At 70.8% G+C, this 22505-nt stretch carries 26 protein-coding genes and 1 pseudogene; 14 read left to right on the top strand and 13 right to left on the bottom strand.

The features are described 5' to 3' along the window. The 7 genes from B1L11_RS23945 to B1L11_RS23920 all read left to right on the top strand — a co-directional run bounded on the left by B1L11_RS23945 (position 1) and on the right by B1L11_RS23920 (position 6474). Positions 1 to 1122: a 2-hydroxyacyl-CoA dehydratase family protein gene (locus tag B1L11_RS23945; RefSeq protein WP_079316564.1), complete on the top strand. Its 1122-nt coding sequence runs from the start codon at positions 1 to 3 to the stop codon at positions 1120 to 1122. Then, positions 1110 to 2357 (top strand): 2-hydroxyacyl-CoA dehydratase family protein, encoded by a 1248-nt coding sequence (locus tag B1L11_RS23940; RefSeq protein WP_079316563.1) that lies wholly within the window; start codon positions 1110 to 1112, stop codon positions 2355 to 2357. The genes B1L11_RS23945 and B1L11_RS23940 overlap by 13 nt, the downstream gene beginning before the upstream one ends. A 175-nt stretch (positions 2358 to 2532) precedes the next feature. Further along, positions 2533 to 2817 carry an SDR family NAD(P)-dependent oxidoreductase gene (locus B1L11_RS55080; protein ID WP_372974718.1) on the top strand — a complete coding sequence of 95 codons (285 nt, stop codon included), beginning with the start codon at positions 2533 to 2535 and terminating at the stop codon, positions 2815 to 2817. Further along, complete coding sequence (locus B1L11_RS23935; RefSeq protein ID WP_372974717.1) at positions 2711 to 3460, top strand: SDR family oxidoreductase; 750 nt, start codon at positions 2711 to 2713, stop codon at positions 3458 to 3460. Before B1L11_RS55080 ends, B1L11_RS23935 begins: the two co-directional genes overlap by 107 nt. 1 nt (position 3461) lies before the next feature. Then, positions 3462 to 4361: an amidohydrolase family protein gene (locus tag B1L11_RS23930; protein ID WP_079316562.1), complete on the top strand. Its 900-nt coding sequence runs from the start codon at positions 3462 to 3464 to the stop codon at positions 4359 to 4361. Continuing rightward, positions 4358 to 4816, top strand: a complete 459-nt coding sequence (locus B1L11_RS23925) for a MaoC family dehydratase (RefSeq protein ID WP_079316561.1) — start codon at positions 4358 to 4360, stop codon at positions 4814 to 4816. Before B1L11_RS23930 ends, B1L11_RS23925 begins: the two co-directional genes overlap by 4 nt. A gap of 107 nt (positions 4817 to 4923) precedes the next feature. After that, entirely contained in the window at positions 4924 to 6474 is a 1551-nt protein-coding gene (locus tag B1L11_RS23920; protein ID WP_079316560.1) for a long-chain fatty acid--CoA ligase, read from the top strand. Between the two features lie 139 nt (positions 6475 to 6613). On the opposite strand, the gene B1L11_RS23915 is transcribed toward B1L11_RS23920, so the two are convergent. Both B1L11_RS23915 and B1L11_RS51730 read right to left on the bottom strand, forming a co-directional pair. Beyond that, the gene (locus tag B1L11_RS23915) at positions 6614 to 7267 is read right to left on the bottom strand and encodes a hypothetical protein (protein ID WP_079316559.1); all 654 of its coding nucleotides are present in this window, start codon (positions 7265 to 7267) and stop codon (positions 6614 to 6616) included. Positions 7268 to 7604: 337 nt separating this feature from the next. Next, a complete protein-coding gene (locus tag B1L11_RS51730; protein WP_256862826.1) occupies positions 7605 to 8156 on the bottom strand; it encodes a M24 family metallopeptidase in 552 nt (183 codons plus the stop codon). A gap of 32 nt (positions 8157 to 8188) precedes the next feature. On the opposite strand from B1L11_RS51730, the gene B1L11_RS51725 reads away from it, so the two are divergent. Next, positions 8189 to 8473, top strand: coding sequence for a hypothetical protein (locus tag B1L11_RS51725; protein WP_256862825.1), 285 nt, complete (start codon positions 8189 to 8191; stop codon positions 8471 to 8473). A 133-nt stretch (positions 8474 to 8606) separates the two neighbouring features. On the opposite strand, the gene B1L11_RS23900 is transcribed toward B1L11_RS51725, so the two are convergent. From B1L11_RS23900 to B1L11_RS23880, 6 genes are read right to left on the bottom strand one after another with little or no spacing between them, the layout of a single operon-like run. Then, positions 8607 to 9554, bottom strand: coding sequence for an ABC transporter ATP-binding protein (locus B1L11_RS23900; protein ID WP_079316558.1), 948 nt, complete (start codon positions 9552 to 9554; stop codon positions 8607 to 8609). Beyond that, a complete protein-coding gene (locus B1L11_RS23895; protein WP_079316557.1) occupies positions 9551 to 10354 on the bottom strand; it encodes an ABC transporter ATP-binding protein in 804 nt (267 codons plus the stop codon). The genes B1L11_RS23900 and B1L11_RS23895 overlap by 4 nt, the downstream gene beginning before the upstream one ends. Beyond that, positions 10351 to 11226, bottom strand: coding sequence for an ABC transporter permease (locus B1L11_RS23890; RefSeq protein WP_079316556.1), 876 nt, complete (start codon positions 11224 to 11226; stop codon positions 10351 to 10353). The genes B1L11_RS23895 and B1L11_RS23890 overlap by 4 nt, the downstream gene beginning before the upstream one ends. Beyond that, positions 11223 to 12296: an ABC transporter permease gene (locus B1L11_RS23885; RefSeq protein ID WP_079316555.1), complete on the bottom strand. Its 1074-nt coding sequence runs from the start codon at positions 12294 to 12296 to the stop codon at positions 11223 to 11225. Before B1L11_RS23885 ends, B1L11_RS23890 begins: the two co-directional genes overlap by 4 nt. Beyond that, entirely contained in the window at positions 12271 to 12852 is a 582-nt protein-coding gene (locus B1L11_RS55075; RefSeq protein WP_372974716.1) for an ABC transporter substrate-binding protein, read from the bottom strand. Before B1L11_RS55075 ends, B1L11_RS23885 begins: the two co-directional genes overlap by 26 nt. Continuing rightward, entirely contained in the window at positions 12768 to 13865 is a 1098-nt protein-coding gene (locus B1L11_RS23880; RefSeq protein ID WP_372974715.1) for an ABC transporter substrate-binding protein, read from the bottom strand. The genes B1L11_RS55075 and B1L11_RS23880 overlap by 85 nt, the downstream gene beginning before the upstream one ends. Positions 13866 to 14003: 138 nt before the next feature. Between B1L11_RS23880 and B1L11_RS23875 the strand changes: the two genes are divergently transcribed. After that, positions 14004 to 14675: an Lrp/AsnC family transcriptional regulator gene (locus B1L11_RS23875; protein ID WP_256862835.1), complete on the top strand. Its 672-nt coding sequence runs from the start codon at positions 14004 to 14006 to the stop codon at positions 14673 to 14675. On the opposite strand, the gene B1L11_RS23870 is transcribed toward B1L11_RS23875, so the two are convergent. Continuing rightward, complete coding sequence (locus B1L11_RS23870) at positions 14676 to 15023, bottom strand: hypothetical protein (protein ID WP_079316553.1); 348 nt, start codon at positions 15021 to 15023, stop codon at positions 14676 to 14678. A 127-nt stretch (positions 15024 to 15150) separates the two neighbouring features. Continuing rightward, entirely contained in the window at positions 15151 to 16179 is a 1029-nt protein-coding gene (locus B1L11_RS23865) for an ROK family protein (protein WP_079316552.1), read from the bottom strand. A gap of 438 nt (positions 16180 to 16617) precedes the next feature. Here B1L11_RS23865 and B1L11_RS23860 point away from each other — a divergent pair. Both B1L11_RS23860 and B1L11_RS23855 read left to right on the top strand, forming a co-directional pair. Continuing rightward, positions 16618 to 17918 (top strand): annotated as a pseudogene (locus B1L11_RS23860) (cellulose-binding domain-containing protein). 126 nt (positions 17919 to 18044) lie between these two features. Continuing rightward, on the top strand, positions 18045 to 18626 hold the full coding sequence (locus B1L11_RS23855; RefSeq protein ID WP_079316551.1) for a hemerythrin domain-containing protein: 582 nt from the start codon (positions 18045 to 18047) through the stop codon (positions 18624 to 18626). Between the two features lie 59 nt (positions 18627 to 18685). Here B1L11_RS23855 and B1L11_RS23850 read toward each other — a convergent pair whose 3' ends face one another. The 3 genes from B1L11_RS23850 to B1L11_RS23840 form a co-directional block, all read right to left on the bottom strand. Next, on the bottom strand, positions 18686 to 19885 hold the full coding sequence (locus tag B1L11_RS23850; RefSeq protein WP_079316550.1) for a hypothetical protein: 1200 nt from the start codon (positions 19883 to 19885) through the stop codon (positions 18686 to 18688). 111 nt (positions 19886 to 19996) lie between these two features. Next, positions 19997 to 20671, bottom strand: coding sequence for a DUF6766 family protein (locus B1L11_RS23845; RefSeq protein ID WP_079316549.1), 675 nt, complete (start codon positions 20669 to 20671; stop codon positions 19997 to 19999). 94 nt (positions 20672 to 20765) lie between these two features. Next, positions 20766 to 21152 (bottom strand): hypothetical protein, encoded by a 387-nt coding sequence (locus B1L11_RS23840; RefSeq protein ID WP_079316548.1) that lies wholly within the window; start codon positions 21150 to 21152, stop codon positions 20766 to 20768. Positions 21153 to 21309: 157 nt separating this feature from the next. Here B1L11_RS23840 and B1L11_RS23835 point away from each other — a divergent pair, with 157 nt between their 5' ends. The 3 genes from B1L11_RS23835 to B1L11_RS23825 all read left to right on the top strand — a co-directional run. Continuing rightward, entirely contained in the window at positions 21310 to 21669 is a 360-nt protein-coding gene (locus tag B1L11_RS23835) for an STAS domain-containing protein (RefSeq protein ID WP_179155292.1), read from the top strand. Positions 21670 to 21852: 183 nt separating this feature from the next. Further along, positions 21853 to 22086 carry a helix-turn-helix domain-containing protein gene (locus B1L11_RS23830; protein ID WP_079316546.1) on the top strand — a complete coding sequence of 78 codons (234 nt, stop codon included), beginning with the start codon at positions 21853 to 21855 and terminating at the stop codon, positions 22084 to 22086. Between the two features lie 6 nt (positions 22087 to 22092). After that, the coding region (locus B1L11_RS23825; protein ID WP_143737491.1) for a transposase at positions 22093 to 22505 on the top strand (413 nt) is incomplete at its 3' end.

Here is a 22505-nt window from a genome sequence, read left to right as displayed (position 1 = left end):
ATGCCCACAGCGCTGGCCAAGCTAGAGGAGGCGTACGCCCGGCGCGGCGCACCTCCGGCCGCCTCGAAGGACCGGAGCGACAGCCGGATCGACGGCCGGGCCGACGACCGGACTCCGGTCGTCGGCTACGTCGGGGCGGACGTGCCGGTCGAACTGCTGACCGCCGCGGGGGTGCGCGCGTTCCGTCTCACCGGCGACCCGGAGTCCGGCTTCGCGCTCGGAGACCGCTACCTGGGCGGCGGGGTGGACCCGATGGCCCGCTCGGTGCTCGCCCGGCTGCTCGCCGGGTCGTTCGGCGACCTGGATCGCGTCGTGGTCTCGCATGACTGCGAGGCCTCCCTGCGGCTGTTCTACGCGTTGCGCGAGCTGCGCCGCGTGGAACCCGGAACGGGACTGCCCGAGGTGTACCTCGTGGACATCCTGCACCTGCCGCACCGCACGACCGCCCGCTACAACCGCCGCAGGATCGGCGAGTTCGCGGCCAGGCTGGAGGCCTGGACCGGCCGGCCCCTCGACGTCGCCGGGGCGGTGGCGGCGCACGACGAGCGGCGCCGTCTGCTCGCGGCCGTCGCCGAGCTGCGCAGGGCCGTGCCCGCCCGCCTGACGGGGCGGCAGTTCCTCGCGGTGGCCAACGCGGCCCTGCCCGTGGACGAGCACATCGCGCTGCTCGAACGGCTGCTTGCCGAGGCGGGACGGCTCGAGGAACACGCCGGGCGGCGCGTCTTCCTGAGCGGCAGCGACCACGACACGCCGCACGTGTACGAGGCCGTCGAGTCCGAGGGCTACGTGATCGTCGGTGAGGACCACTCCTTCGGCGACCTCTTATTGCAGGAGCCGATCGGCGCCGGCGGGCTCGACGCGCTGGCCGAGCACTACCACTACAGCGGTCCGACGGCCCACCGCGCCACGGCGAGCGAGCGCGCCGCGCACGCGGCGACAGCCGTACGGCACTGCCGCGCCGAGCTCTTCGTCGCCTATTCCAGGATCGGCGACGAGGCCCCGGCCTGGGACTTCCCCGCGCAGCGTGCGGCGCTGGACATCCCCGCCGTGCTGCTGGAGCGCCAGGAATACGGGCGTGCCGACCTGACCGCCCTGCGGAAGGAACACCCATGCGCAGTGTGAAATCCCTCGCCACGGCGGCCGAGGCGGGCAGACACCAGCGCGAATGGTTCGCCGACCTGCGCCGGCGGGTCGCCGCCGGCGAGCCGTTCGCCCTGCTGAACGCGGACGTCCCGCACGAGATCTTCCGCACTATGGACATCCCGTACGCGGTCAGCCAGTGGTGGGCGTCCCTGGTGGCCGCCAAGCAGCGCTCGGGGCACTACCTGGAGCTGGTGCGGCAGCGCGGCTACCCCGACTACTCCGAGCAGTACAACTCGGTCACCCTCGGCTCCGCGTTCGATCCTGAACCGGAGGCCGCCCCCTGGGGGGGCCTGCCCAGACCGGACATCGTCGTGGGCGACGCCTCCGGCGACGTCACCCGCAAGATCTTCGACATCTGGGGTCACGAGCCCGGGGTCACCTTCTACCCGTTGGAGAGCGCCGCCGAGAACGAGGTCCCCGTCAACTGGTGGGAGCTCATGCCGCATCGGTGGGAAGAGGCCGTCGGCCCGGCCAGACTGGACCTGCTCACCGCGGAGCTGGAGAACCTCGTCAGGTTCCTGGAGACGACCACCGGAAGACGATTCGGCGAGTCCCGCTTCCGTGAGGTGATGGCCCTGGTCAACGAGCAGGAGGAGTGGAACAGGAAGACCCGCGACCTCATCGCCCGCACCCGGCCCGCTCCGCTCGGCGTCGTCGACAGCATCCCCAGCGTCATGCTCCCTCAGTGGCATCGCGGCACCGAGTGGGCCCGCGACATCGCCAAGCGCTTCTACGAGGAGGTGCGCGATCGGGTCGACGCAGGCCATGCCGCGTGCCCCGGCGAGCGGGCCCGGCTGATGTGGATCGGCCGCGGTCTCTGGTACGACATGGGCTTCTACCAGCGCTTCCAGGAGGAATACGGGGCGGTCTTCGTCTGGTCGATGTACCTCGCCGTCGCCGCCGACGGGTACATCCGCTACGGCGACGACCCCATGAGGGCCCTGGCGGCACGCTTCGCCGCCTTCACCGACCAGCTCTACACCCCGCCGTGGTCGAGCGAGTGGTACGTGAAGGAGGCCCGCTTGCACGGCATCGACGGCGTGGTCCACCTCGTCTCCGACGACCCCCGGGGCAGCTACTTCACTGCCAGGGCGCTGGAGGCGGCCGGCTTCCCGGTGATCGAGATTCACGCCGACAACGTCGACACTCGCACCTTCGACGACGAGATGGTCAAGCGCGTCGGCCGGTGGCTGGAGAGCGTCGTCCTGGCCTGACCCGGAGTGTCTCCCGGGCTCGTCCGGGCCGGGTCCGGCCTGCCGGTGACGCCTGCCCGTCGCCGTCACCAGCGGTTACGCCTCATCGGGCGCAGACGTTCGGCAAAACTTTGACGATCGTCATATAAGTGACATATTTTTGCATCATCCACCCGTACAACTCAGGGGGAATCTCATGGATCTTTCCGGCAAGGTGGCCGTTGTCACCGGTGCGGGCCGCGGGCTCGGCCGGGCGTATGCCGAGGCGCTGGCGGCGGCCGGGGCGGCGGTGGTCGTCAACGATGTGGACGGCGAGGCGGCCGCGGGGGGTCGTCGAGGCCATCAGCGGCAACGGTGGCCGGGCGCGGAGTGTGGTGGCCGCGGTCGGTTCGGCGGAGGTGGCCGAGCGGCTGGTGGATACGGCCGTGAAGGAGTTCGGGCGGCTGGATGTGATGGTCACCAACGCGGGTGTGTTGCGTGATCGGGTGTTGTGGAAGATGTCGGACGAGGACTTCGACGCGGTGGTCGATGTCCACCTGCGGGGGACGTTCACCTGCGCGCGGGCGGCGGCGGTGCGGATGCGTGAGCAGGGCAGCGGGGGCCGGTTGATTTTGATCTCCTCGCCGGCGGGTCAGCGGGGCAACTTCGGTCAGACGAACTACGCGGCGGCCAAGGCCGGCATCGTGGCCATGGCCCGCACCTGGGCGATGGAGCTGGCCAGGGCGGGCATCACGGTGAACGCGGTGGTTCCGGTGGCGGCCACGGAGATGACCAAGACGATTCCCGCGTTCGCGCCGGTGATCGAGGAGTCCGAGCGGACCGGGCGGCCGTTGCCCGGCTGGCTGCGCAGGGATGAGGGGCTGGGCACGGTCGAGGACGTGGCGGGGCTGATCGTGTTCCTGGCTTCGGATGCCTCGGCGGGTGTGACGGGTCAGGCGATCGGGATCGGCGGAGACCGCCTCGCGCTGTGGTCGCACCCGAGCGAGAAGGCGGTGGCGTTCGCCGACGGAGGGTGGACGGCCGAGACCATCGCCGCCTCCTGGGATACGGGGGTGGGGGCGGAGCCGGAGAGCTACGGCATCCCGGCGCCGAAGGTTCCCGCCTCGGACGCTCAGGGGGCCTGACATGACGGTCGTGGACGTCGCCGATCTGGTTGCGATCGATGTGCACACCCATGCGGAGATCTCCAAGGATGGGCACGGGTCGCTGAGCCCGCAGCTGTTCGGGGCGTCGGAGGAGTATTTCAAGGCGCACGGGCACCGGCAGCCGACCATTGCCGAGATGGCCGCCTATTACCGTGAGCGGAAGATGGCGGCGGTGGTGTTCACGGTGGATGCCGAGCACGCCACCGGGCACCCGCGCATCTCGAACGAGGAGGTCGCCGAGAGCTGTGCCGAGCACGCCGACGTGTTGATCCCGTTCGCGAGTGTCGACCCGTGGAAGGGCCGGGCGGGTGTGCGGGAGGCGCGCAGGCTGGTGGAGGAGTACGGCGTGCGCGGGTTCAAGTTCCACCCGAGCATCCAGGGCTTCGCCCCCAACGATCCCGTGGCGTACCCGCTGTACGAGGCGATCGAGGAGCTCGGCGCGGTCGCGCTGTTCCACACCGGTCAGACCGGCATCGGCGCGGGCGTTCCGGGTGGGGGCGGCATCCGGCTCAAATATGGCAATCCGATGCTGGTGGACGACGTGGCCGTGGATTTTCCCGAGTTGCGGATCATCCTGGCGCATCCGTCGTTTCCCTGGCAGGACGAGGCGCTGGCGGTGGCCACGCACAAGCCGTATGTCTACATCGACCTGTCCGGATGGTCGCCGAAGTACTTCCCCCCGCAGCTCGTGCGGTACGCCAACACGCTGCTCAAGGACAAGGTGCTCTTCGGATCCGACTACCCGGTGATCACCCCGGACCGCTGGCTGGCCGACTTCGACAAACTCGAGATCAAGCCCGAGGTCCGTCCGAAGATCTTGAAGGACAACGCCGTACGCCTGCTCGGGCTCGGCACGCAGGAGAGGACGACAGGCGCATGACCACCACGGCCCGCGGGCTCGACGAGATCAGGGCGCTCGCCGGCGTGGATCTCGGCCACAGCGACTGGCTGGAGATCACCCAGGAGCGGGTGAACACCTTCGCCGACGCGACCGACGACCATCAGTGGATCCATGTCGACCCCGACAGGGCCGCCGGCGGCCCGTTCGGCGGCACGATCGCCCACGGTTACCTCACTCTGTCCCTGGTCATCCCGCTGTTCACCGAACTGCTCGACATCCAGGGCGTGAGGATGAGCATCAACTACGGCCTGGACAAGGTCCGCTTTCCCAGTCCGGTGAAGGTGGGCGGCAAGATCCGCCTCGCCGCCGTTGTCGCCGCGGTGGAGGACGTTCCCGGCGACGGTGTGCAGATGCATCTCGACTTCACCGTCGAGATCGACGGGTCCGCCAAGCCCGCCTGCGTCGCCCGGGCGATCTACCGGCACTACGCCTGACCTGTGATCCGGCGCCGTCTCCGCCGACTCCCGGATCGGCATCCTGCCGTACCTGCTCGGTTGTGGTGCCTTCCCTGATCCCCCAGCCCACAGGAGGTCGAACACCGTTGCGCAACGCCGGACTGGGAGGGTGGCCCGCCCGCCGGGCCCAGATGACACCGGACCGGACCGCGTTCATCTTCGCGGACCGGCCCGTCACCTACGCCGAGGTTCATGATCGGACGACACGGCTGGCGTCGCGGTTGCGCGCAGCGGGGGTGCGGGCCGGTGATCGGGTCGCCTACCTCGGTCGCAACCATCTCGCCTTCGTCGAGACGATGTTCGCCTCGCACCTGCTCGGGGCGATCTTCGTGCCGCTGAACTTCCGTCTGGCCGCACCCGAGATCGCCTACATGCTGGACCACTCGGGCGCCGAGGTCCTGATATACGCGCCCGAGTGCGCCGAGGTGATCCGAGCCCTGCCGGGCCTCGCGGCTCCCCTCCGGCAGATCGTCGCCCTCGGTGCTCCGGGGCCGGGGGAGCGGCATTACGAGACCTGGCTCGCGGAGGGCGATCCCACCCCGATCGACACGCCTGTGCGGCTGGACGACACGGCGCTCATCCTCTACACCTCGGGTACGACCGGGCGTCCCAAGGGCGCGATGCTCACCCACGGCAACCTCGTGTGGAACTGCTTCAACCTCCTGCTCGGCGTCGACGTCACCAGCGACGAGGTGACGCTGATCAGCGCGCCGCTCTTCCACGTCGCCGCCCTGGACCAGACCTTGCTGCCGACCTTCCTCAAGGGCGGCTCCTCCGTGATCATGTCGTCGTGGGACGTGGACGAGTGCTACGACCTCATGGAGAAGTACGGCGTCACCTGGATGTTCGGGGTCACCACGATGTTCGCCGCGTTCGCCCGGTCGCCCAGGTGGGCCGGCGCGGACCTGTCGTCGCTGCGCAACCTCATGGCCGGAGGCGCGGCGATCCCCGCCGCGCTGATCCGCACCTACCAGGAACGGGGCCTGGTGTTCTGCCAGGGATACGGGCTCACCGAGACCGCTCCGGGCGCCACCTTTCTCGAGGCCGGTCAGAGCGTGCGCAAGGTGGGCTCGGCAGGAGTGCCGGTGTTCTTCGCCAACGTGCGGGTCGTGCGGCCCGACGGCACGGACGCGGCGGTGGGACAGCCGGGTGAGGTGCTCATCCAGGGGCCGAACGTGACCCCCGGCTACTGGCGCAACCCGGAGGCGACCGCCGCCGCGTTCTCTGACGGCGGCTGGTTCCGCTCCGGCGACCTCGCCGTTCTGGACGAGGAGGGCTATCTGTACGTCGTCGACCGAGTCAAGGACATGTACATCTCGGGCGGGGAGAACGTCTACCCGGCCGAGGTCGAGGCAGCGCTCTTCGAGCATCCGGCCATCGCCGAGGTCGCGGTGCTCGGCGTACCCGACGCCAAGTGGGGCGAGGTGGGCCGCGCGTTCGTGGTCCTCCGCCCCGGCACCCGGGTCACCGCCGACGAGCTGCGCGACTTCCTCCGTCCCCGCCTGGCCAAGTACAAGATCCCGTTCTTCTTCGACGTCGTGGACGACCTGCCGAAGACGGGCTCGGGAAAGATCCGCAAACCCCAGCTGCGACGCCTCCCGCTGCCGGATGCCGGCGCCTCCGCTTCGTCGGCATGACCGCGGTCCACGTGCGGAGATCACGAACCCGGCGGTGCTGATGCACCCGGCCAGGGTCGCGTTCCATGCGCCGGTCTGCCTGTGGCGTGCGCCGATCGCGCGGTGCCGCGGTTCGCGGACCCGCGCGAGGCGCCCCGCGTTACTTGGCGCCGGCCCTGGTGCGCCGGGCGGTGGTGGCGGGGGTCTTCGCCTCGCCCTTGGCCGTGGTGCTTCTCCTCCCGGCCGCCCGCCCTGCCGCCGGCGCCGCCGGCTCCTGCATGGCTCCGGCTCCCGCGGGGGTCGTCCCCGGCGTGGGCGTGGCCGGCCCGCGGGTCTCCCTCTGCGGGCCGCCGAACGGGGACCAGCGCTGCTCGCGGCCCCTGGCGCGCTGCGCGATCATCGTTCCCGCGCCGATCGCCGCCGCCACCGGCCACTCCAGGATGCCGAGCGCGGCCAGCGCGCCGAGACCGCCGTAGTACATGATCCGCTCGGGCGGCGGAAGGAACGTGCGGGCGACGTCCACGGCGTGCCCGACGTCCTGGCCGCTGATGTGCGGCATGCCGACGTGCGGCAGGTGCATTTCGGGCGCCCGCAGCTGGACTCTCAGGAACGGCAGGTTCAGGTCCAGCTGGGGCCGGTGCTCCTCCTTCATCTCCATGCCCGGGCCGGTGGGCGGAGCCGGAGTGGGCGTGGGTGTTGGCGTGGGCGGCTTGGTCGTCGTCCGGGCACGTGTCGTCCGGCCCCGGGCGGTCGTCGTGCCGGTCGTGGCCGTGCCTGCCGTGGTCGTGCCCGGCGTCGCCTCGGTCGTGGTCATGGATCCTCCCCCGATGACGTGTCTCCCGACGCGGATCTGTGCCCGACCCGCGAGAGCTTCGGGAAAATGACCTTTCTATCCTCTATCGGGCCTCCTGTGGTTGCTGGTGCTGATAGCGACTATTTGCCTACTTTTGCCGGTGCTTTCGTCTCCGAACGCCCCTGCGTGAGGATGGCGGGCATGACACGGCCGCCTCGACGTGCTCGTGCACCCGGGCGGGGCCGGGACCCGTCCCCAGCTCAAGGACCCGGACCACCTCGCGTGGGTGCGGGACCAGCGCGAACGTGTGCCGTTGATGACCAGCGTCTGCAGCCTCCGGTTTGACGGCTCGGCCGGTCTACCGGTCGAGGACGTGCAGCGCCCGGGAGCCGGTGCTGAGCAGCTCCGGCCCCTCCACACCGCACACGACCACGTCGGCCACCCGGGCGCCGAAGAGGTCGGGCAGGTAGATGGCGGGCTCCAGGCACACGGTCATCCCGGCCTCGAACCTCTCCCCGGCCGCCAGCCAGGGCCCCTCCGCCGGGCTCAGTCCGATGCCCCGGCCGGCCCGGACGGCGGCGTAGTCGCCGTAACCGCTGCCGTCGATGACCTCGCCGGCGATCGTCGCGGCCTCTGCGCAGGCCACCCCGGGCCGTACGCGGTCGACGGCGGCCCGCTGGGCGGCGAGGACGACCGAATACATGGCGTCGAAGTCCTCCGGCGGCTCGGCCACCGCGAAGACCCGGGCGACCTCGGCGCAGTAGCCGTTCCAGCGTCCGCCGACCGAGACGAGCAGCGCGTCGCCGGGGTTGATCACCCGCTCGCACGGCCGGTGGCGCGCGTCGGCGGAATGCTCGCCCGCGGCGACGAGCACGGAGGGCGCCCCTTCGCAGCCCGTCTCGGCGAGCATCGCCCGCAGCCTGCGGGGCCATCGCCAGCTCGGTGGCGCCGAACCACGCCAGCTCGCGCGCGGCGAGCAGCACGGCGTCGGCCGCCGCGGCGGCGTGCCGCATCGCGGTCACCTCGTCGGCCCGCTTGCGCAGGCGGAGCGGCGCGAGCACGGCCGAGGCCAGCACGAGTTCCGCGTCCAGGCGCAGCGCGAACAGCTCGGCGGCGTGCATCTGCGGGTCCACCGCCACGCGGCGGGCCGTCGGCGGCACGAGGGCCGCCGCCTGCGCGGGGTCGTCGGCCGGGGCGGGCGGCCCGTCGAGCGCCACCACGAGGTAGCTCTCCTCGCCGCCCGCGGCCGACAGCGGGGCCGCCCGCAGATACCGGAAGTCCGGGGAGGGCCGCAGCACGAGGGCGTCGATGCCCGCCCCGGCCATCCCGGCGCGCACGTCCTCCAGCATGAGCGGGTCGATCATGACGTTGAGGACGACTCCGGCGCGTGCAGCCAGCAGGCCGCCGGTCCGAAGTCCGGCTCCCGCTCCCGGCACACGTCCATGACGAACGGGCAGCGGGGGTGGAACCGGCAGCCCGCCGGGGGATCGGCGGGGTCGGGCACGTCCCCGGGCAGCTCGGCGGGCAGCACCCCGGCGCCGTCGGGGGAGGGGATCGCGGCGAGCAGCGCCCGCGTGTACGGGTGCTTCGGGTCGGCCCACACCTCCGCGGTCGGCCCGGTCTCCACGACCTTGCCGAGGTACATGACCGCGATCCGGTCGGCGATCAGCCGTACGACGGACAGGTCGTGGCTGATGAACAGCAGGCCCGCGCCGGACTCCACGGCGAGGTCGCGCATCAGCCGGGCCACCTGCGCCTGGGCCGAGGCGTCCAGGGCGGAGATGGGCTCGTCCCCGATCAGCAGCGACGGCCGGGCGGCGAGCGCCCGCGCGATCGCGACGCGCTGCCGCTGCCCCCCGGAGAACTCGTGCGGGTATCGGCCGGCGAACGCGCGCGGCAGCCCGACCCGTTCGAGCAGGTCGGCGGGTTCGGTCGCGGTGTCGCCCGCCGTACGCAGCCCGTCGGCGATCTGCGCGCCCACCCGGCGGCGCGGGTTCAGCGAGGAGTACGGATCCTGGAACACCATCTGCACGCCGGTCAGCGCCGGGTCCCTGCGGCGCAGCCCGAGGGGCGACACCGGGTGCCCGCCGACGAGGATCCGTCCCGAGGCCGCGCCGTGCAGCCCGCACACCGCCCGGGCCAGGGTGGACTTGCCGCACCCCGACTCACCGACCAGGCCGACGACCTCGCCGGCGGCGACGTGCAGGCTGGCCCCGGCCACGGCCCGCACGACCGGGCGGCCTGGCGTGCGGTGCTCCACGACCAGGTCCTCCACGGACAACAGGGGCCCAGTCAGAGGCACGGTCATGGCGAGTTCTCCCCAGGAGGCACGGGCAGGGCGTCGAGCAGCGAACGGGTGTAGGGGTGGCGCGGCTCGCGCAGCACCTGGCCGCGCGGGCCGGTCTCCACGACCAGGCCGTCCTTCATCACGCTCACCTCGTCGGCGACCGCCGACATCACGCCGAGGTCGTGGGTGACGAGGAGGACGGCGAGGCCGAGGTCGTCGCACAGGCCGCGCAGCAGGCGGAGGATCCCGGCCTGCACGGTCACGTCGAGCGCGGTCGTCGGCTCGTCGGCGATCAGCACCTCGGGCTCGCAGGCCAGGGCGACGGCGATGGCGATCCGCTGCCGCATGCCGCCGGAGAACTGGTGCGGATAGCGCTTCAGCGCCTCCTCCGGGCCGGGGATGCGCACCTTGGCGAGCAGGCCGGCGGCCCGCTCGCGCGCTTCCTTCCTGCCGACGCCCAGGTGGTGGCGCATGTGCTCGGTGAGCTGCCGCTCCACCGTCAGCATCGGGTGCAGGCTGGTCGCCGGGTCCTGGAAGACCATGGCGATCTTCGCGCCGCGCACCTCGTTGAGCTCACGGGCCGGCATCCCCAGCAGGTCGCGGCCGCCGAAGGCGATCCGCCCCGACACGCGGGAGCCGTGGGGGAGCAGGCCGAGCACGGCGAGACCGGTCATGGTCTTGCCCGAGCCGCTCTCGCCGGCGAGGCCGTGCACGCGGCCCGCCTCCAGGCTCAGGTCGACGCCGTGCAGGACGTCGTGGCCGCCGATCGACAGCCGCAGCCCCTCGATCGACAACGCGGCCGTCCCTGATTCTGCCGTCACAGCGCACGCTCCTTGATCGCCCGGGCGGTACGCGGGTCGAGCGCGTCGCGCAGCGTGTCACCGAGGAAGTTGAACGCGAGGACGACCGTCAGGATCGCGAGCCCGGGGAACGTCGCGACCCACCAGCTGTCGAAGACGTCCACCCCGGCGGCGACCATCGCGCCCCACTCGGGGGACGGCGGCTTGGCGCCGAGCCCGAGGAAGGACAGGCCCGACAGCAGCAGCAGCGCGGTGCCGATGTCGAGGGTGGCGAGCACCAGGACGGGTCCGGTGACGTTCGGCAGCACGTCCACCCGCAGCGAGCGCCAGGCGGAGAAGCCCAGCAGCCGCCCGCTCAGCACGAACTCCCGCTCCCGTACGCCGAGCACGAGCCCGCGGGTCACCCGCGCGTACGCCGGCCAGGCGACGACGAGCACGGCGAGCACCGCGTTGCCGAGGCTCGCGCCGAGGGCGGCGGCGACGACCATCGCGAGGATGACGGTGGGGAAGGCGAACACGAGGTCGGCCAGGCGCATGATCGTCTCGTCCACCCACCGGCCGAAGTATCCGGCGCAGGCGCCGAGCAGGCCGCCGATCAGCACCGACAGCACCACGAGCAGCAGCGTGAGCGGGATGGACACCCGCGCGCCGTACATGATCCGGCTGAGGATGTCGCGGCCGAGCTGGTCGGTGCCGAGCCAGTGGCCGGGGCCGGGCGGCGCGAGCCTGGGCAGCTCCTGCGCCAGCGGGTCGTGCGGCGCGAGCACCGGCGCGGCCAGCGCGACCACGATCCAGGCCAGTGCGACGACGGTGCCGACGATCGCCAGCGGCCGCCGCCACGCCTGCGGGAGCCGGCTCACGCGGGTGCGCGCGAACAGGCCGGCGCGCTTCATGAGACCCTCACCCTCGGGTCGATGACGCCGTAGAGCACGTCGACGACCAGGTTGATGACGAGGTAGACCACGCCCACCACGAGACCGACGCCCATGATGGCGGGCAGGTCGAGGGTGGTGGCGCTCTTGTAGGCGTACTGGCCGACCCCCGGCCAGGCGAAGACGGCCTCCACCAGCACGGTGCCGGACAGCAGGCTGCCGAACGCCAGGCCGGCGACGGTGATGACGGGCACCAGCGCCGGGCGCAGGACGTAACGGAACAGCACCACCCGGCCGGGCAGGCCCTTGGCGCGGGCGGCGCGTACGTAGTCCTGCCCGAGCACCTCCAGCACGGCCGAGCGGGTGAACCGCGTCAGCAGGCCGATCGTGTAGAGGGCCAGCACGAGCGCCGGCGCGGCCAGGTGGCCGACGGCCGAGGAGAACACGTCCCAGCGTCCCGACAGCAGGGCGTCGACCGTGTAGAGGCCGGTGACCTGCGGCGGCGGGGTCATCCCCGGATCGATGCGGCCGCTGCCCGGGGTGACCTGCAGCCGGAAGAAGAACACGTAGAACGCCACCAGCGCGAGCCAGAACGTCGGCACCGAGATGCCGACCAGGCTCAGCACCCGCAGCACGTGGTCGGAGAGACGGTCGCGGCGCAGCGCCGCGATCACCCCGAATCCGACGCCGAGGATCAGCGAGACGAGGATCGCCGCCCCGGCCAGCTCCAGCGTGGCCGGCACGGACTCGGCGAGGTCGTCCAGCACCGGGCGGTGGCTCTGCTGGCTCGTCCCGAGGTCGCCGTGCAGCAGCCCTTCGAGGTGCATCAGGTATTGCTGCGGCAGCGGCCGGTCGAGGCCGTGATCGGCGCGCCACTGGGCCACGATCGCCGGGTCGCCGAGCGCCCGCTGGCCGAGGTTGGCCGACACCGGGTCGCCCGGCACCAGGTTGGTCAGCACGAAGGTGACCAGCGTGATCCCCACCGCGAGCAGCAGCGCCGTGACGATCCGCCGGACCAGGAACCGGGCGAGCGGGCTGCGCAGCGCCCGGTTCCCCGTACGGCGGTTACTTGGCGCCGAGGTCGGCGACATTGATCGTCCACACGGGGTGGTACTCCACACCGGTGACGGACGCCGCCGTCACGATGTTCTGGCCGGGCTGGATCAGCGGCATGAACGGACCGGTCGCGTTGAGCTTCTGCTGGAAGTCGGTGTACGCCTGCTTGCGGTCGTCGTCGGTCACCGCGGCGCCGGCCTTGTCGGCCGCGGCCTCGACGTCCTTGTCCGCGCCCGCCTTCCATCCGGCCCGCAGGCCGACCAGCTTGCCCGGGGCGAACGACAGGTAGTTGCTGGGGTCGGGGAAGTCGGGGCCCCAGTACCACAGGCCCAGCTCCTCCTTGCCGTTGCGGTAGTTGTCCAGCGCGGTGGTGACCGGGGCGGGGGTCAGCTCGACCGTGATGCCGACCTCCTTGAGGTTGGCCTGGATGCGCTCGGCCAGCGGCTGGAAGGACAGGCCGTTCACGGTCAGCTCGCTGGGGTACTCCAGCTTGACCGTGGGGTCGGTCACGCCGCTCTGCTGGAGCGCCGCCTTGGCGCCCTCGACGTCGCGCTTGGCCGCCTGGTCGGGCGGGAGCGCGCCGAGGAACATCGACGGGATGATGCCCGACGCCTGCGTCGAGCCCTCGCCGCCAGCTCGAGCAGGCCGGGGTAGTCGATGCCCTTGCGCACGGCCTCGACGAACTTGGGGTTGGAGGTGACCTTGCTGACGGCCGAGTCCTGGTTGGCGAGCAGGAAGAACACGTACGCCGAGGCGGTCCGCTTGACCTGCAGGCCGCCGGAGACGCCGGCCACCTGGTCGCCGGACAGATTCAGCGCCACCTGGCTGTCGCCGCGCTGCACGTTGAGCTTCTGCGTGGCCGACTCGACGTTGCGGATGACCACCTTGTCGTAGTACGGCTTCTTCGCGCCCCAGTACTGCGCGTTCGCCTTCAGCACGACCTGGCTGCTCACGTTGAACGACTCGATCGTGTACGGACCCGAGCCGGCCGAGGCGGAGTTCAGGTACTGCTCGGCCTTGTCGTTCGGGTCGTTCGTCGCGCCGTGCTCCTTGGCCACCTTGGAGTTGAGGATGCCGAGGGCCGGGTTCGGCAGGATGTACGGAAGCGCCGGGTTGGGGTTCTTCGACGTCAGCGTGATGGTCGTGTCGTCGGTCTTGGCGATCTCCACGCCGTCGAGCAGGAACGACGGGGTGCCCTTCATGTCGCGCACGCGGGTGAGGGAGAACACCACGTCGTCGGCGGTCACCGGGGAGCCGTCGGCGAACTTGGCGCCCTGCCTCAGCTTGAGCGTGAGCTCCTTGCCGTCGGACGACAGTTCGTACGACTCGGCGAGCGCGGGCACCGGCTTGGTGACGTCGGAGCCTTCGAACGTGAGAAGCGTGTCGTAGGTCGCCTTGTCGACGATGAGACCGGTGGGCTCGTAGGTCCGTCCCGGGTCGGCCGTCTTGAGGTCGAACGAGGTGTCTATCACGAGCGTCTTGCCCGCGGCGCCGCTTGGGGTGCTGCTGGACGAGCCGCCGCCGGAGCAGGCCGCGAGGGCGAGTGCGCCGGTCAGCGCGACCGGCAGAAGGCCGGCCCTCGCCTGCCACGAACGGGTCGTCATTGTGGTCCTCCGAAAATTGGCCAACCCTTGGCCGTGTGGACGTTTGGTCGCCGATCGTCCAGGATTGTCCGGCAGAAAGTCCAGCTCCTGCGGCCAAGCCGAGACGAATCTCCCATGGAGGAAGAACCAGTGACCGAAATGTCAAGCAACTCGGGGTCCGGGGGCGGCACCACTGGACGGATCGGCATCGGCCTGGAGCTGGACGCCACCCATCTGAAGATCCTCGAGGTGCTCAGGGACAACGGGCGGGTCTCGGTGTCCGCCCTCGCCGAGCGGGTGGGGATCTCCCGGGCCAACGCCTACACGCGCTTCGAGGCGCTGCGCGCCGACGGCGTGATCAGGCGCTTCACGGCCGAGATCGACCACCAGCGGGCCGGCCTCGGCATCGTCGCGCTGATCTTCGTGACCGTGCGCCAGCAGATGTGGCGGCAGTTCCGCGCCCAGCTCGCCCAGATGCCTGAGGTGGAGTACTGCGCCATCACCACCGGGCAGCACGACGCCATGATCCAGGTCAGGATGGCCGACGTGGCCGAGGTGCACGCGATGGTCACAGAACGCCTGGCCAACATCCCGGCCGTCAAGGCCACCGAGACCGTGTTCATCCTCGACGAGGTGCTCAGGCGGCCGTACGTGCTGCCGAGCGACCGGGAGCGGGACCGGGGACGCGGCGCCCCGCGGCGGCCCGGCCCCTCGCCCTCGTCGGACCCCGAGCAGGGACAGGGGCAGGGGCAGGGGCAGGGGCTGCCGCTCGGCAAGATGCGTTTCGTCGGCGCGGCCGAGGGCCGCGCGGCGCTGCGCGACGCGACCTAGCTAGACCACTTCGGCGCAGACGCTGACGTGGGTGGCGTCGTCGCCCTCGAACTGGAACTCCTCCACCAGGCGCAGCCGGCCGTCCTCGGCCGTCTCGATGCGGCTGGTGCTGCGGCCGCTCGCGCGCTCGCCGGTCTTCAGCAGGTGGACGTAGGACAGCTCGATGCGGTCGGCGTCCCGGGTGCCGACGAACCGGCCGTGGACGACGGTGTCGCCCGTGTAGTGCCCCCAGATGACGCCGCCCGACTCCTCGTAGGCGAACTCGGTGGGGGCGTCGGCGTCCACCGAGCTGGCCGTGGAGCTGATCATGACGAAGCGGCGGCCGTTGAGCAGGTCTGTGTCGTTCACGATCCCGCATCGTGCCGAACCGAACGAGATTCGCAACCCGCTCTGGACGTTCCGTTCGCCGGACCCCGGCCGGGCGGGTGATCCGTCCAGATCACCCGCCGCGACCGGGGCCGATCGCGAACAGGTGTCAGCGGCCGACGATCTCGGCGAGGGCGGCGAGCGCCGCGCCCCGGGCGCCGGCCATGTCGAGGTCCTCGACCAGCGTCACCGTGGCCACCCGCCGCTGCTCCTCGCGCAGCAGGGTGTGCTCGCGGACCTTCTCCAGGAACCACTCGCGGAAGTGCGGGGCCGCCTCGACCACCCCGCCGCCCAGGAAGTACGCGTCCGGGTCGGTGAAGTTGGCCGCGATGGTGAACAGCCTGCCGATGGCCATGGCCTGCTGCTCGAAGACCTTGAGCGCGAGCGGGTCGCCGTTCTCGGCGTAGCCGCGCAGCAGCTTGGCGGCCTTCCCGACGGGCTCGACCCCGTTCAGCTCGTGGCCCGGGAAGCGGGTCAGCCAGTAGGGCAGCAGGTTCTTCTCGATGCCGGTCAGCGAGGCGACGCTCTCGGCGTCCCCGACGAAGCCGCAGTTGCACTCGGGCAGCGGCTGGCCCTCCTCCAGCAGGCCCTGCAGGGGGATGTGGACGTGCCCGAGCTCGCCGGCCATCCCGGCGGCGCCCTTCACCACGTGCCCCGACTGGATGACGCCGCCGCCGAGGCCGGTGCCGACGATCGCCGAGACCGACGAGTGCTGCCAGGCGTCCGGCCCGAAGCGTACGTGGTGGGAGTAGAGGGCGGCGGCGTTGCCGTCGTTGTTGTAGACGACCGGCAGCCCCAGCCGGGACTCCAGAGCCCCGCGGAAGTCGAAGCCGAACCAGCCGGGATCGACGAAGTTGGTCGCGCCCTTCGAGGAGATCACGCCGTCGGCGCTGGCCGGGCCGGGAGTGTCCAGGCCCACCGCCCGTACGGTGGAGCGCGGCGTGCCGGTCAGCTCCAGCACGTTGTCGAGGGCGAGCAGAAGCTGCTCGACCGCGACCTCAGGACCCTCCCGTACGAGGCTGGGCGTCTCGACCATCCGGTCCACGAGGAACCGCCCTGAGGCGTCGAGAACGGTCGCGTTGTTGCTTGTGCCGCCGTTGTCGAGCCCGACGACGACCCAGGACCCTGCATCTGCCATTGGGGGTTGTCCTTTGCGTTCGCGCGTGTCAGTGCGAAGACTACGAGAGTCGGGCGCTCGGGGGCACCGGCCGGGGGCCGGACAGGCAGGGCGCGTCACGTGGGCGGGCGCGCCGGGGTGCCCGCGGTGAAAGATTCAGTTCGCCCCGTCGCCCGCGCCCGGCCGTCTCCGGCCCATGTCGTGCCCGTGAGCTGCGCGGGCGTCGTCGCCGCTCGGGCGGGACCGGCCCGGGAGCGGCGGCGTCCGTTGACCGGTTCCGCGACCCGGAGAAAACATCTGCGTCCGGGGGCCGCAGCGTCGCGACCCATCTGTCCCAGTGGCCGCGGCCCCGAGCGGGAGCGCCTGACCTCGCCTGTCCGTGCTCGTTTCGGGAGGAGGGCGGGACGCGCGAGCCGGGTGGCGTGCCGAACGAGCAGATGCGCAGAAATCGAGGTACGCATGAAGCAGTTCCGTCCCGTCCGAGGGCATCGCCCCGCCGCCCGCGACCTGCCGGGCTCTCCGGCGGCGCGCCTGGTCGCGGCCCTGGCCGCGCTGGTCGCCGGCCTCGTGGTCGTGCTGGTGCCCGGCCCCGCGACCGCGGCTCCCGTCTGCAAGGTGGACTACACGACCAACCAGTGGCCGGGCGGCTTCACCGCGTCGGTGCGGCTCACCAACCTCGGCTCGGCGGTCAGCGGATGGACGCTGAGCTGGACGGCGGGCACCGGCCAGCAGATCACCAACGCCTGGAACGCCCAGGTCGGCCAGTCGGGCACCACCGTGACCGCGACCAACGTCGCCTGGAACGGCTCGCTGGCCACGGGCGGCACCGCCGACTTCGGGTTCCAGGGCACCTGGTCGGGCAGCCTCACGACGCCGTCCGACTGGTCGCTGAACGGCGTGCCGTGCGGCGGCACCTCCTCTCCCTCTCCGTCTCCTTCACTCTCGCCGACACCGTCGCCGTCGCCGTCTCCCTCGCCGACCGTGGACCACTCGCCGTCGCCGTCTCCTTCGCCCTCGCCGTCCCCTTCGCCGTCTCCCTCGCCCAGTCCTTCGGTGACGCCCTCGCCGTCCGGCTGCTCGGGGAACGGCCTGGTCGTCTGCTCCGGCTTCGAGGACCAGTCGGGCACGCCGTCGGGTGAGTGGCAGGTGACCACTCCGAACTGCTCGGGGACCGGCACCGCCACGATCGACACCGCCACCGCCCACAGCGGCGGCAGGTCGCTGCGGATCAACGGCGGCGGCAACTACTGCAACCACATCTTCGCCGGGACCACCAAGAACGTCTCCGCCATCTCACCCGTGGTGTACGGGCGCATGTGGGTGCGCCACACGACCGCGCTCCCGGCCGGCCACGTCGCGATGATCACGATGTCGGACTCCAGGGACGGCGGCAAGGACCTGCGCATCGGCGGCCAGAACGGCGCGCTGCAGTGGAACCGGGAGTCGACGACGCCACGCTGCCCGAGCAGAGCCCCTCCGGCGTCGCGCTGAGCGCCCCGCTGCCCGTCAACCGCTGGGTCTGCCTGCGCTTCCAGATCGACACCACGCAGCAGGCCATGCGTACGTACCTGGACGACCAGGAGATCGCCGGCCTGCGGGTGGACGGCACGCCGACCACCGACGTGGACGCACAGTGGCTGCGCCGCTCCACCGCGCCGCGGCCCACGACGTTCCGTCTGGGCTGGGAGAGCTACGGCGGCGACTCGGACACGATCTGGTACGACGACGTGGCGCTGGGATCGAGCCCCATCGGCTGCTGATCACCGCACGGCAGGGGTAGATAGCCGGGTGTCCGCCATGTGCGGTCAGGTTCGACCGTGGTCCCGTTTCGTCCGGCGCCCGGCCTCCCGTCGGAGGCCGGGCGCCGTATCCGAGGGGAGAGGGACATGACCGACGTGCAGCACCCGGTGCCCGAACTGATGAAGGAAGGCGACGTCGTCGACCTGCTCGTCCACCAGCACTCGCTGATCAGGGACATGTTCGACGAGGTGGAGCACGCCGCGCCGGGCAGGCGCCACGAGCCGTTCCGGCGGCTGGTGCGCATGCTGGCCGTCCACGAGACGGCCGAGGAGGAGATCGTCCATCCTTACACGCGGCTGCGGGTGGACGGGGGAACGGAAGTGGTGGCCGACCGGCTCAAGGAGGAGCGCGAGGCCAAGGAGATGCTCCGCAGGCTGGACGAAATGGGCCCGGAGCACCCCGGCTTCATGCCCGAGCTGGACAAGCTGCGGATGGCCGTGCTCACGCACGCGCGGGCCGAGGAGCGTTACGAGTTCGCCAGGCTCCGGGCCGAGACGACGGCCGCGGAGCGGCGGGCCATGGCGCTCGGCGTCCGGGCCGCCGAGGCGATGGCCCCGACCCGTCCGCACCCGGGCGTGGAGTCGATGACGAGGAACCTGCTGCTGGGCCCGCCCGCGGCGATCATGGATCGGGCGCGCGACCTGATCCGCCAGGCGCTGCGCAGGTAGGAGCGTGAGCCCGGCTCGGGTCCGTACGCGTGCGTGCGGGCCCGGGCCGGGCCCTGTTTTCAGTGGGTGCGCAGGCTGTAGAGGGGGTGGCTGCCCTCGGTCTCCAGGCGGTACTCGTCGCCCGACCTGGCGCGGTTCTCGTCGATGACGCGCTCGCTGGGCGGCTCCTCCCCGCCCATGAGCTGCTCCTGCCAGCGCTGGAACCGCTCGTGGGCCTCCTGGACGTACCCGGTGCCCAGCGTCGTGTAGTCGATCTGCGTGGCGATCAGCTCGCGCAGGTACTCCTTGTTCGGCTCGAACGTCACCGGCTTCGGCAACTCCCGGGCCACCAGTTGCTCCGGATCGCGCCCGTCGTGCTGCCGGAACAGGTCCGCGGCGATCCGCAGGTGCTCCAGCTCCATGTTCAGATGCAGCTCCCAGATCGCCTTGATCCTCGGGTCGGACTCGGTCTCCATGAACGAGTGGTACAGGTAGCACTCGTTGTACTCGTGGTTGAGCCACTGCTCCCACCACGTCTCGCCCGGGTCGAGCAGCGACTCGTAGTGCGTGACGTGCTCTTCCTCGATGAGCCCGATCTCCTGGTAGAGCTGCCGCGCGATGGGCTCCATGTACATCGGGCCGACGTTCATGTAGAAGTTCATCGTCTGCTGCTCCGCGGACATGATCGTCAACGCGTGCAGCTTGGAGATCGCCTGCGCCGTCTCCCGGTTGTAGTGCTCCCGGACGTTGTCGGCCGGGTGCCGGTGGTGCATCTTCGTCGGCCGGCCCGGCATCACCTCGGTCAGCTGGTCGACGATCTTCTCGGCCTTGCGGTGCTCGATCATCTCGTACAGGTTGGCGTACCGGTACAGGTGGTCGAAGTCCTCCAGCACGCCGAACTGGTAGGCCTGCTTGAGATAGGGGTCGGGCTCCATCCGGGCCACCCAGGCGGTCAGGTCCACCGCCACCTGCTCGTAGGCGAGGGTCGTCTCCAGCACCGAGGCCAGCCCCGGCAGCAGCCAGTTGACCGCCTTCTGCTGCTGGGCCTCGATGTAGCGCACCTCCGCCAGGCGCTGCCGCACCTCCAGGTCGGGGCAGCGCCTGGCGAAATGATGGCTGAACATGATCGCTTCGATCTCGATGCCGTTCATCGTGATGATCCGGCACCGGGTGTAGGGATCGGCGCGATCCGGATCGATCGGCGTGACATTCAGCTCGCGCCAGTTGCGCACCTGCCGATCCAGCGGGATCCCCCGCTCCTGCAGCGGATTGAACGTCATCTCGGTGCTCCTCCCCACGATTGGCGCTGGGCGTACCCAAACCGTGGAATGCGACAAACGTGGACATTCGGAGGCTTTGACCGGGATTGTCATCCGGTGGCGTGGGGTCCGTCAGCCGGTGGACGCCGTCTCGGAGTGCGGGTCGCCGACCTTCTTCGACTGCGGTGAGCCCCGCTCGCGCAGGAAGATCGCCAGCAGGACCATGGAGGCGACCGCCAGGAACTCCGACTGCCAGTTCTGCAGCGTGCGGTTCCAGAAGTCGGGGGAGGTCACGTAGCCGACCCAGTCGACCGGGTCCTCCAGCTGGGCGAGCTGCTCGTTGTTGTAGGCCGCGAGACCGGCGACCGACTGGGCCAGCCAGGACAGCAGGAAGAGCAGGCCCATCACGATGCCCAGGGAATGGCTGAAGACCGTCCGCCGCCAGCCGGGCGCCGCCGCCCAGGCGGGGGAGCCGGGGCCGGCGTGCGGGCCGACCTTCTGCTCGGCATCGGACTCCAGGCCCTCCTCGCCCCTCTTCTTCGACTCCGGCGAGCCGCGCTGGATCAGCCAGACGGTGATGAGGATGTAGAGGAAGAACTGCAGATACTCCGACTGCCAGTTCTCGGCCACGTCGACGGCGAAGCTCGACGAGGTGACGTAGTGGGCCCAGGTGACGGGGGAGCCGCCTTCGGCCACCTGTTCCTCGTTGAAGGCCGCCGCGCCCGCGACCGACTGCCCGGCCAGGGTGACCAGGAACAGCAGCAGGAAGCACAGCGCGAGCGCGTTCTCCCTGACCAGACGCTTCATCGCCGCTACCTCCCCGCGAGGCCGACGACGATCACGTACGCGAGGACCAGCGCGATCGTGACCAGCAGCACCGCGTAGAGCGTGCGCGCACCGTTCACGTCTCCACCTCGCATTCGTACGGCTGCTCCGGGCGGGGCTCGCAGCCCGCGGCGCGCACCCGCCAGCCGTCGGGGAACCGGTGCAGGAAGAGCGTGTCGCCGTCCACCCGTACGCGCGCCTCGTCGCCCCAGACGTCGACACCGCGTACCGCGCCCGCCCGCAGTCCGGCCGACACGATCTGTTTCTCGCAGTCGTCCAGTGACCGCGCGGCCCTGGGTGCCAGGAGCAGGCATGCCTCCCCTCCCCGGCCTTCTCCGGCCGCGGACAGGAACCGCTCCGCCGTCCCGGCGACCGAGGTGTCCTCCGCTGAGGCGCACCCTGTGACGATCAGCGCGGGGGCGACCAGCGCGAGGCAGACGACCGCCGTTGCTCGTATGCCCATGGACCGCGACTACCCGAGCGGCGGAAGTGAAACCTGAACAGAGTTTTCGTCGGTTATATGGGATTAATCACCCCTCGCGCGTAATATGGGCGAGGCCGGAAGCGGTCCGGATAGGGTCGTCTCACCAGCGGAGGTGGGACCCTTGCACGACTTCCAGGTGTCGGTGGCGCAGTCGCCTCCCTTCACCCTCGTCACCCTCAGTGGCGAACTCGATGTGATCACGGTCCCGAAGCTGCGTGAGCGGGTGGCTCCCCTTCTGGCCCGGCCCGCGACGCGCATCCTGTTCGACGTGGAGAAGCTGCGGTTCATCGACAGCGCCGGCATGAGGGTGCTCATCGACGCCTGCGTGCGCACCCCGCCGAAGGACGGTGACGGCGCCGTCTGCGGGATGAGCCCGCAGATGCGTCACCTGTTTTCGCTGCTCGGCCTCATCTCGCGGCTCACCGTGTATCCGACCCGCGCCGACGCGTTGCGCCATCCGGTGGCCATGCCTTCCGACACGGCCCGGATGAACTGACCGGCCGGCGCGGAACCGGATCCTCACCGGGTCCTCCGGAGGAAGCCCGGTTCTTCAGGACCGGGAGGAATCCGGACCCCGTCAGGAGTGGCCCGGCGAAGCCGGGACAGCCTTGAACGAGAAGCGCTCACGACTTTGCTCCTTCTGCTGACCGGTTAGGCAAAACGCTTGTAAAGTTCGAACGTGCGTACGGCTTACAAGGTGCGGGTCTACCCCACCGCCGAACAAGCCGCGGTGTTGAACCGCACGTTCGGCTGCGTACGCCTGGTCTGGAACAGGGTCCTGGCATGGCGGCAGGCCCGCTACCGTGCCGAGGGCGTGGCAACCTCGTATGCGCAGACCGACCGGTATCTGACCGAGTTGAAACGCGACGGGGACCATGACTTCCTGTACGAGGTGTCCAGTGTTCCGTTGTAGCAGGCGTTGCGGCACCAGCACGCGGCGTTCGTGAACTTCTTCGCCGGACGCGCCAAGTATCCGCGTTTCAAGTCGCGGCATAGCCGTCAGTGCGCGACCTACACCCGCTCGGCGTTCGGCTGGCGCGACGGGAGGCTGTTCCTCGCGAAGATGGACGGCCCGATCGCGTTCGTGTGGTCCTGGCCCGAGGTCGACCCCGCCACGATCAACCCGGCCATGGTGACCGTCTCCCGCGACCCTGATGGCCGCTGGTACGCCTCCCTGTCGGTGGAGGCCGAAACCGGACCCGAGCCGGTGCCCGCCACCGGCGGCCAGGTCGGGGTCGACCTCGGCGTGAGCGATTTCGCCGTCCTGTCCACGGGCGAGAAGATTCCCAATCCGCGCCATCTGGAGCGCAAGGCCAAGAACCTGGCCCGCTA

It is taken from the genome of Microbispora sp. GKU 823 (assembly GCF_002027145.1).
Lineage (GTDB): Bacteria > Actinomycetota > Actinomycetes > Streptosporangiales > Streptosporangiaceae > Microbispora > Microbispora siamensis.
This window is presented reverse-complemented; position numbering and strand designations above follow the sequence as displayed.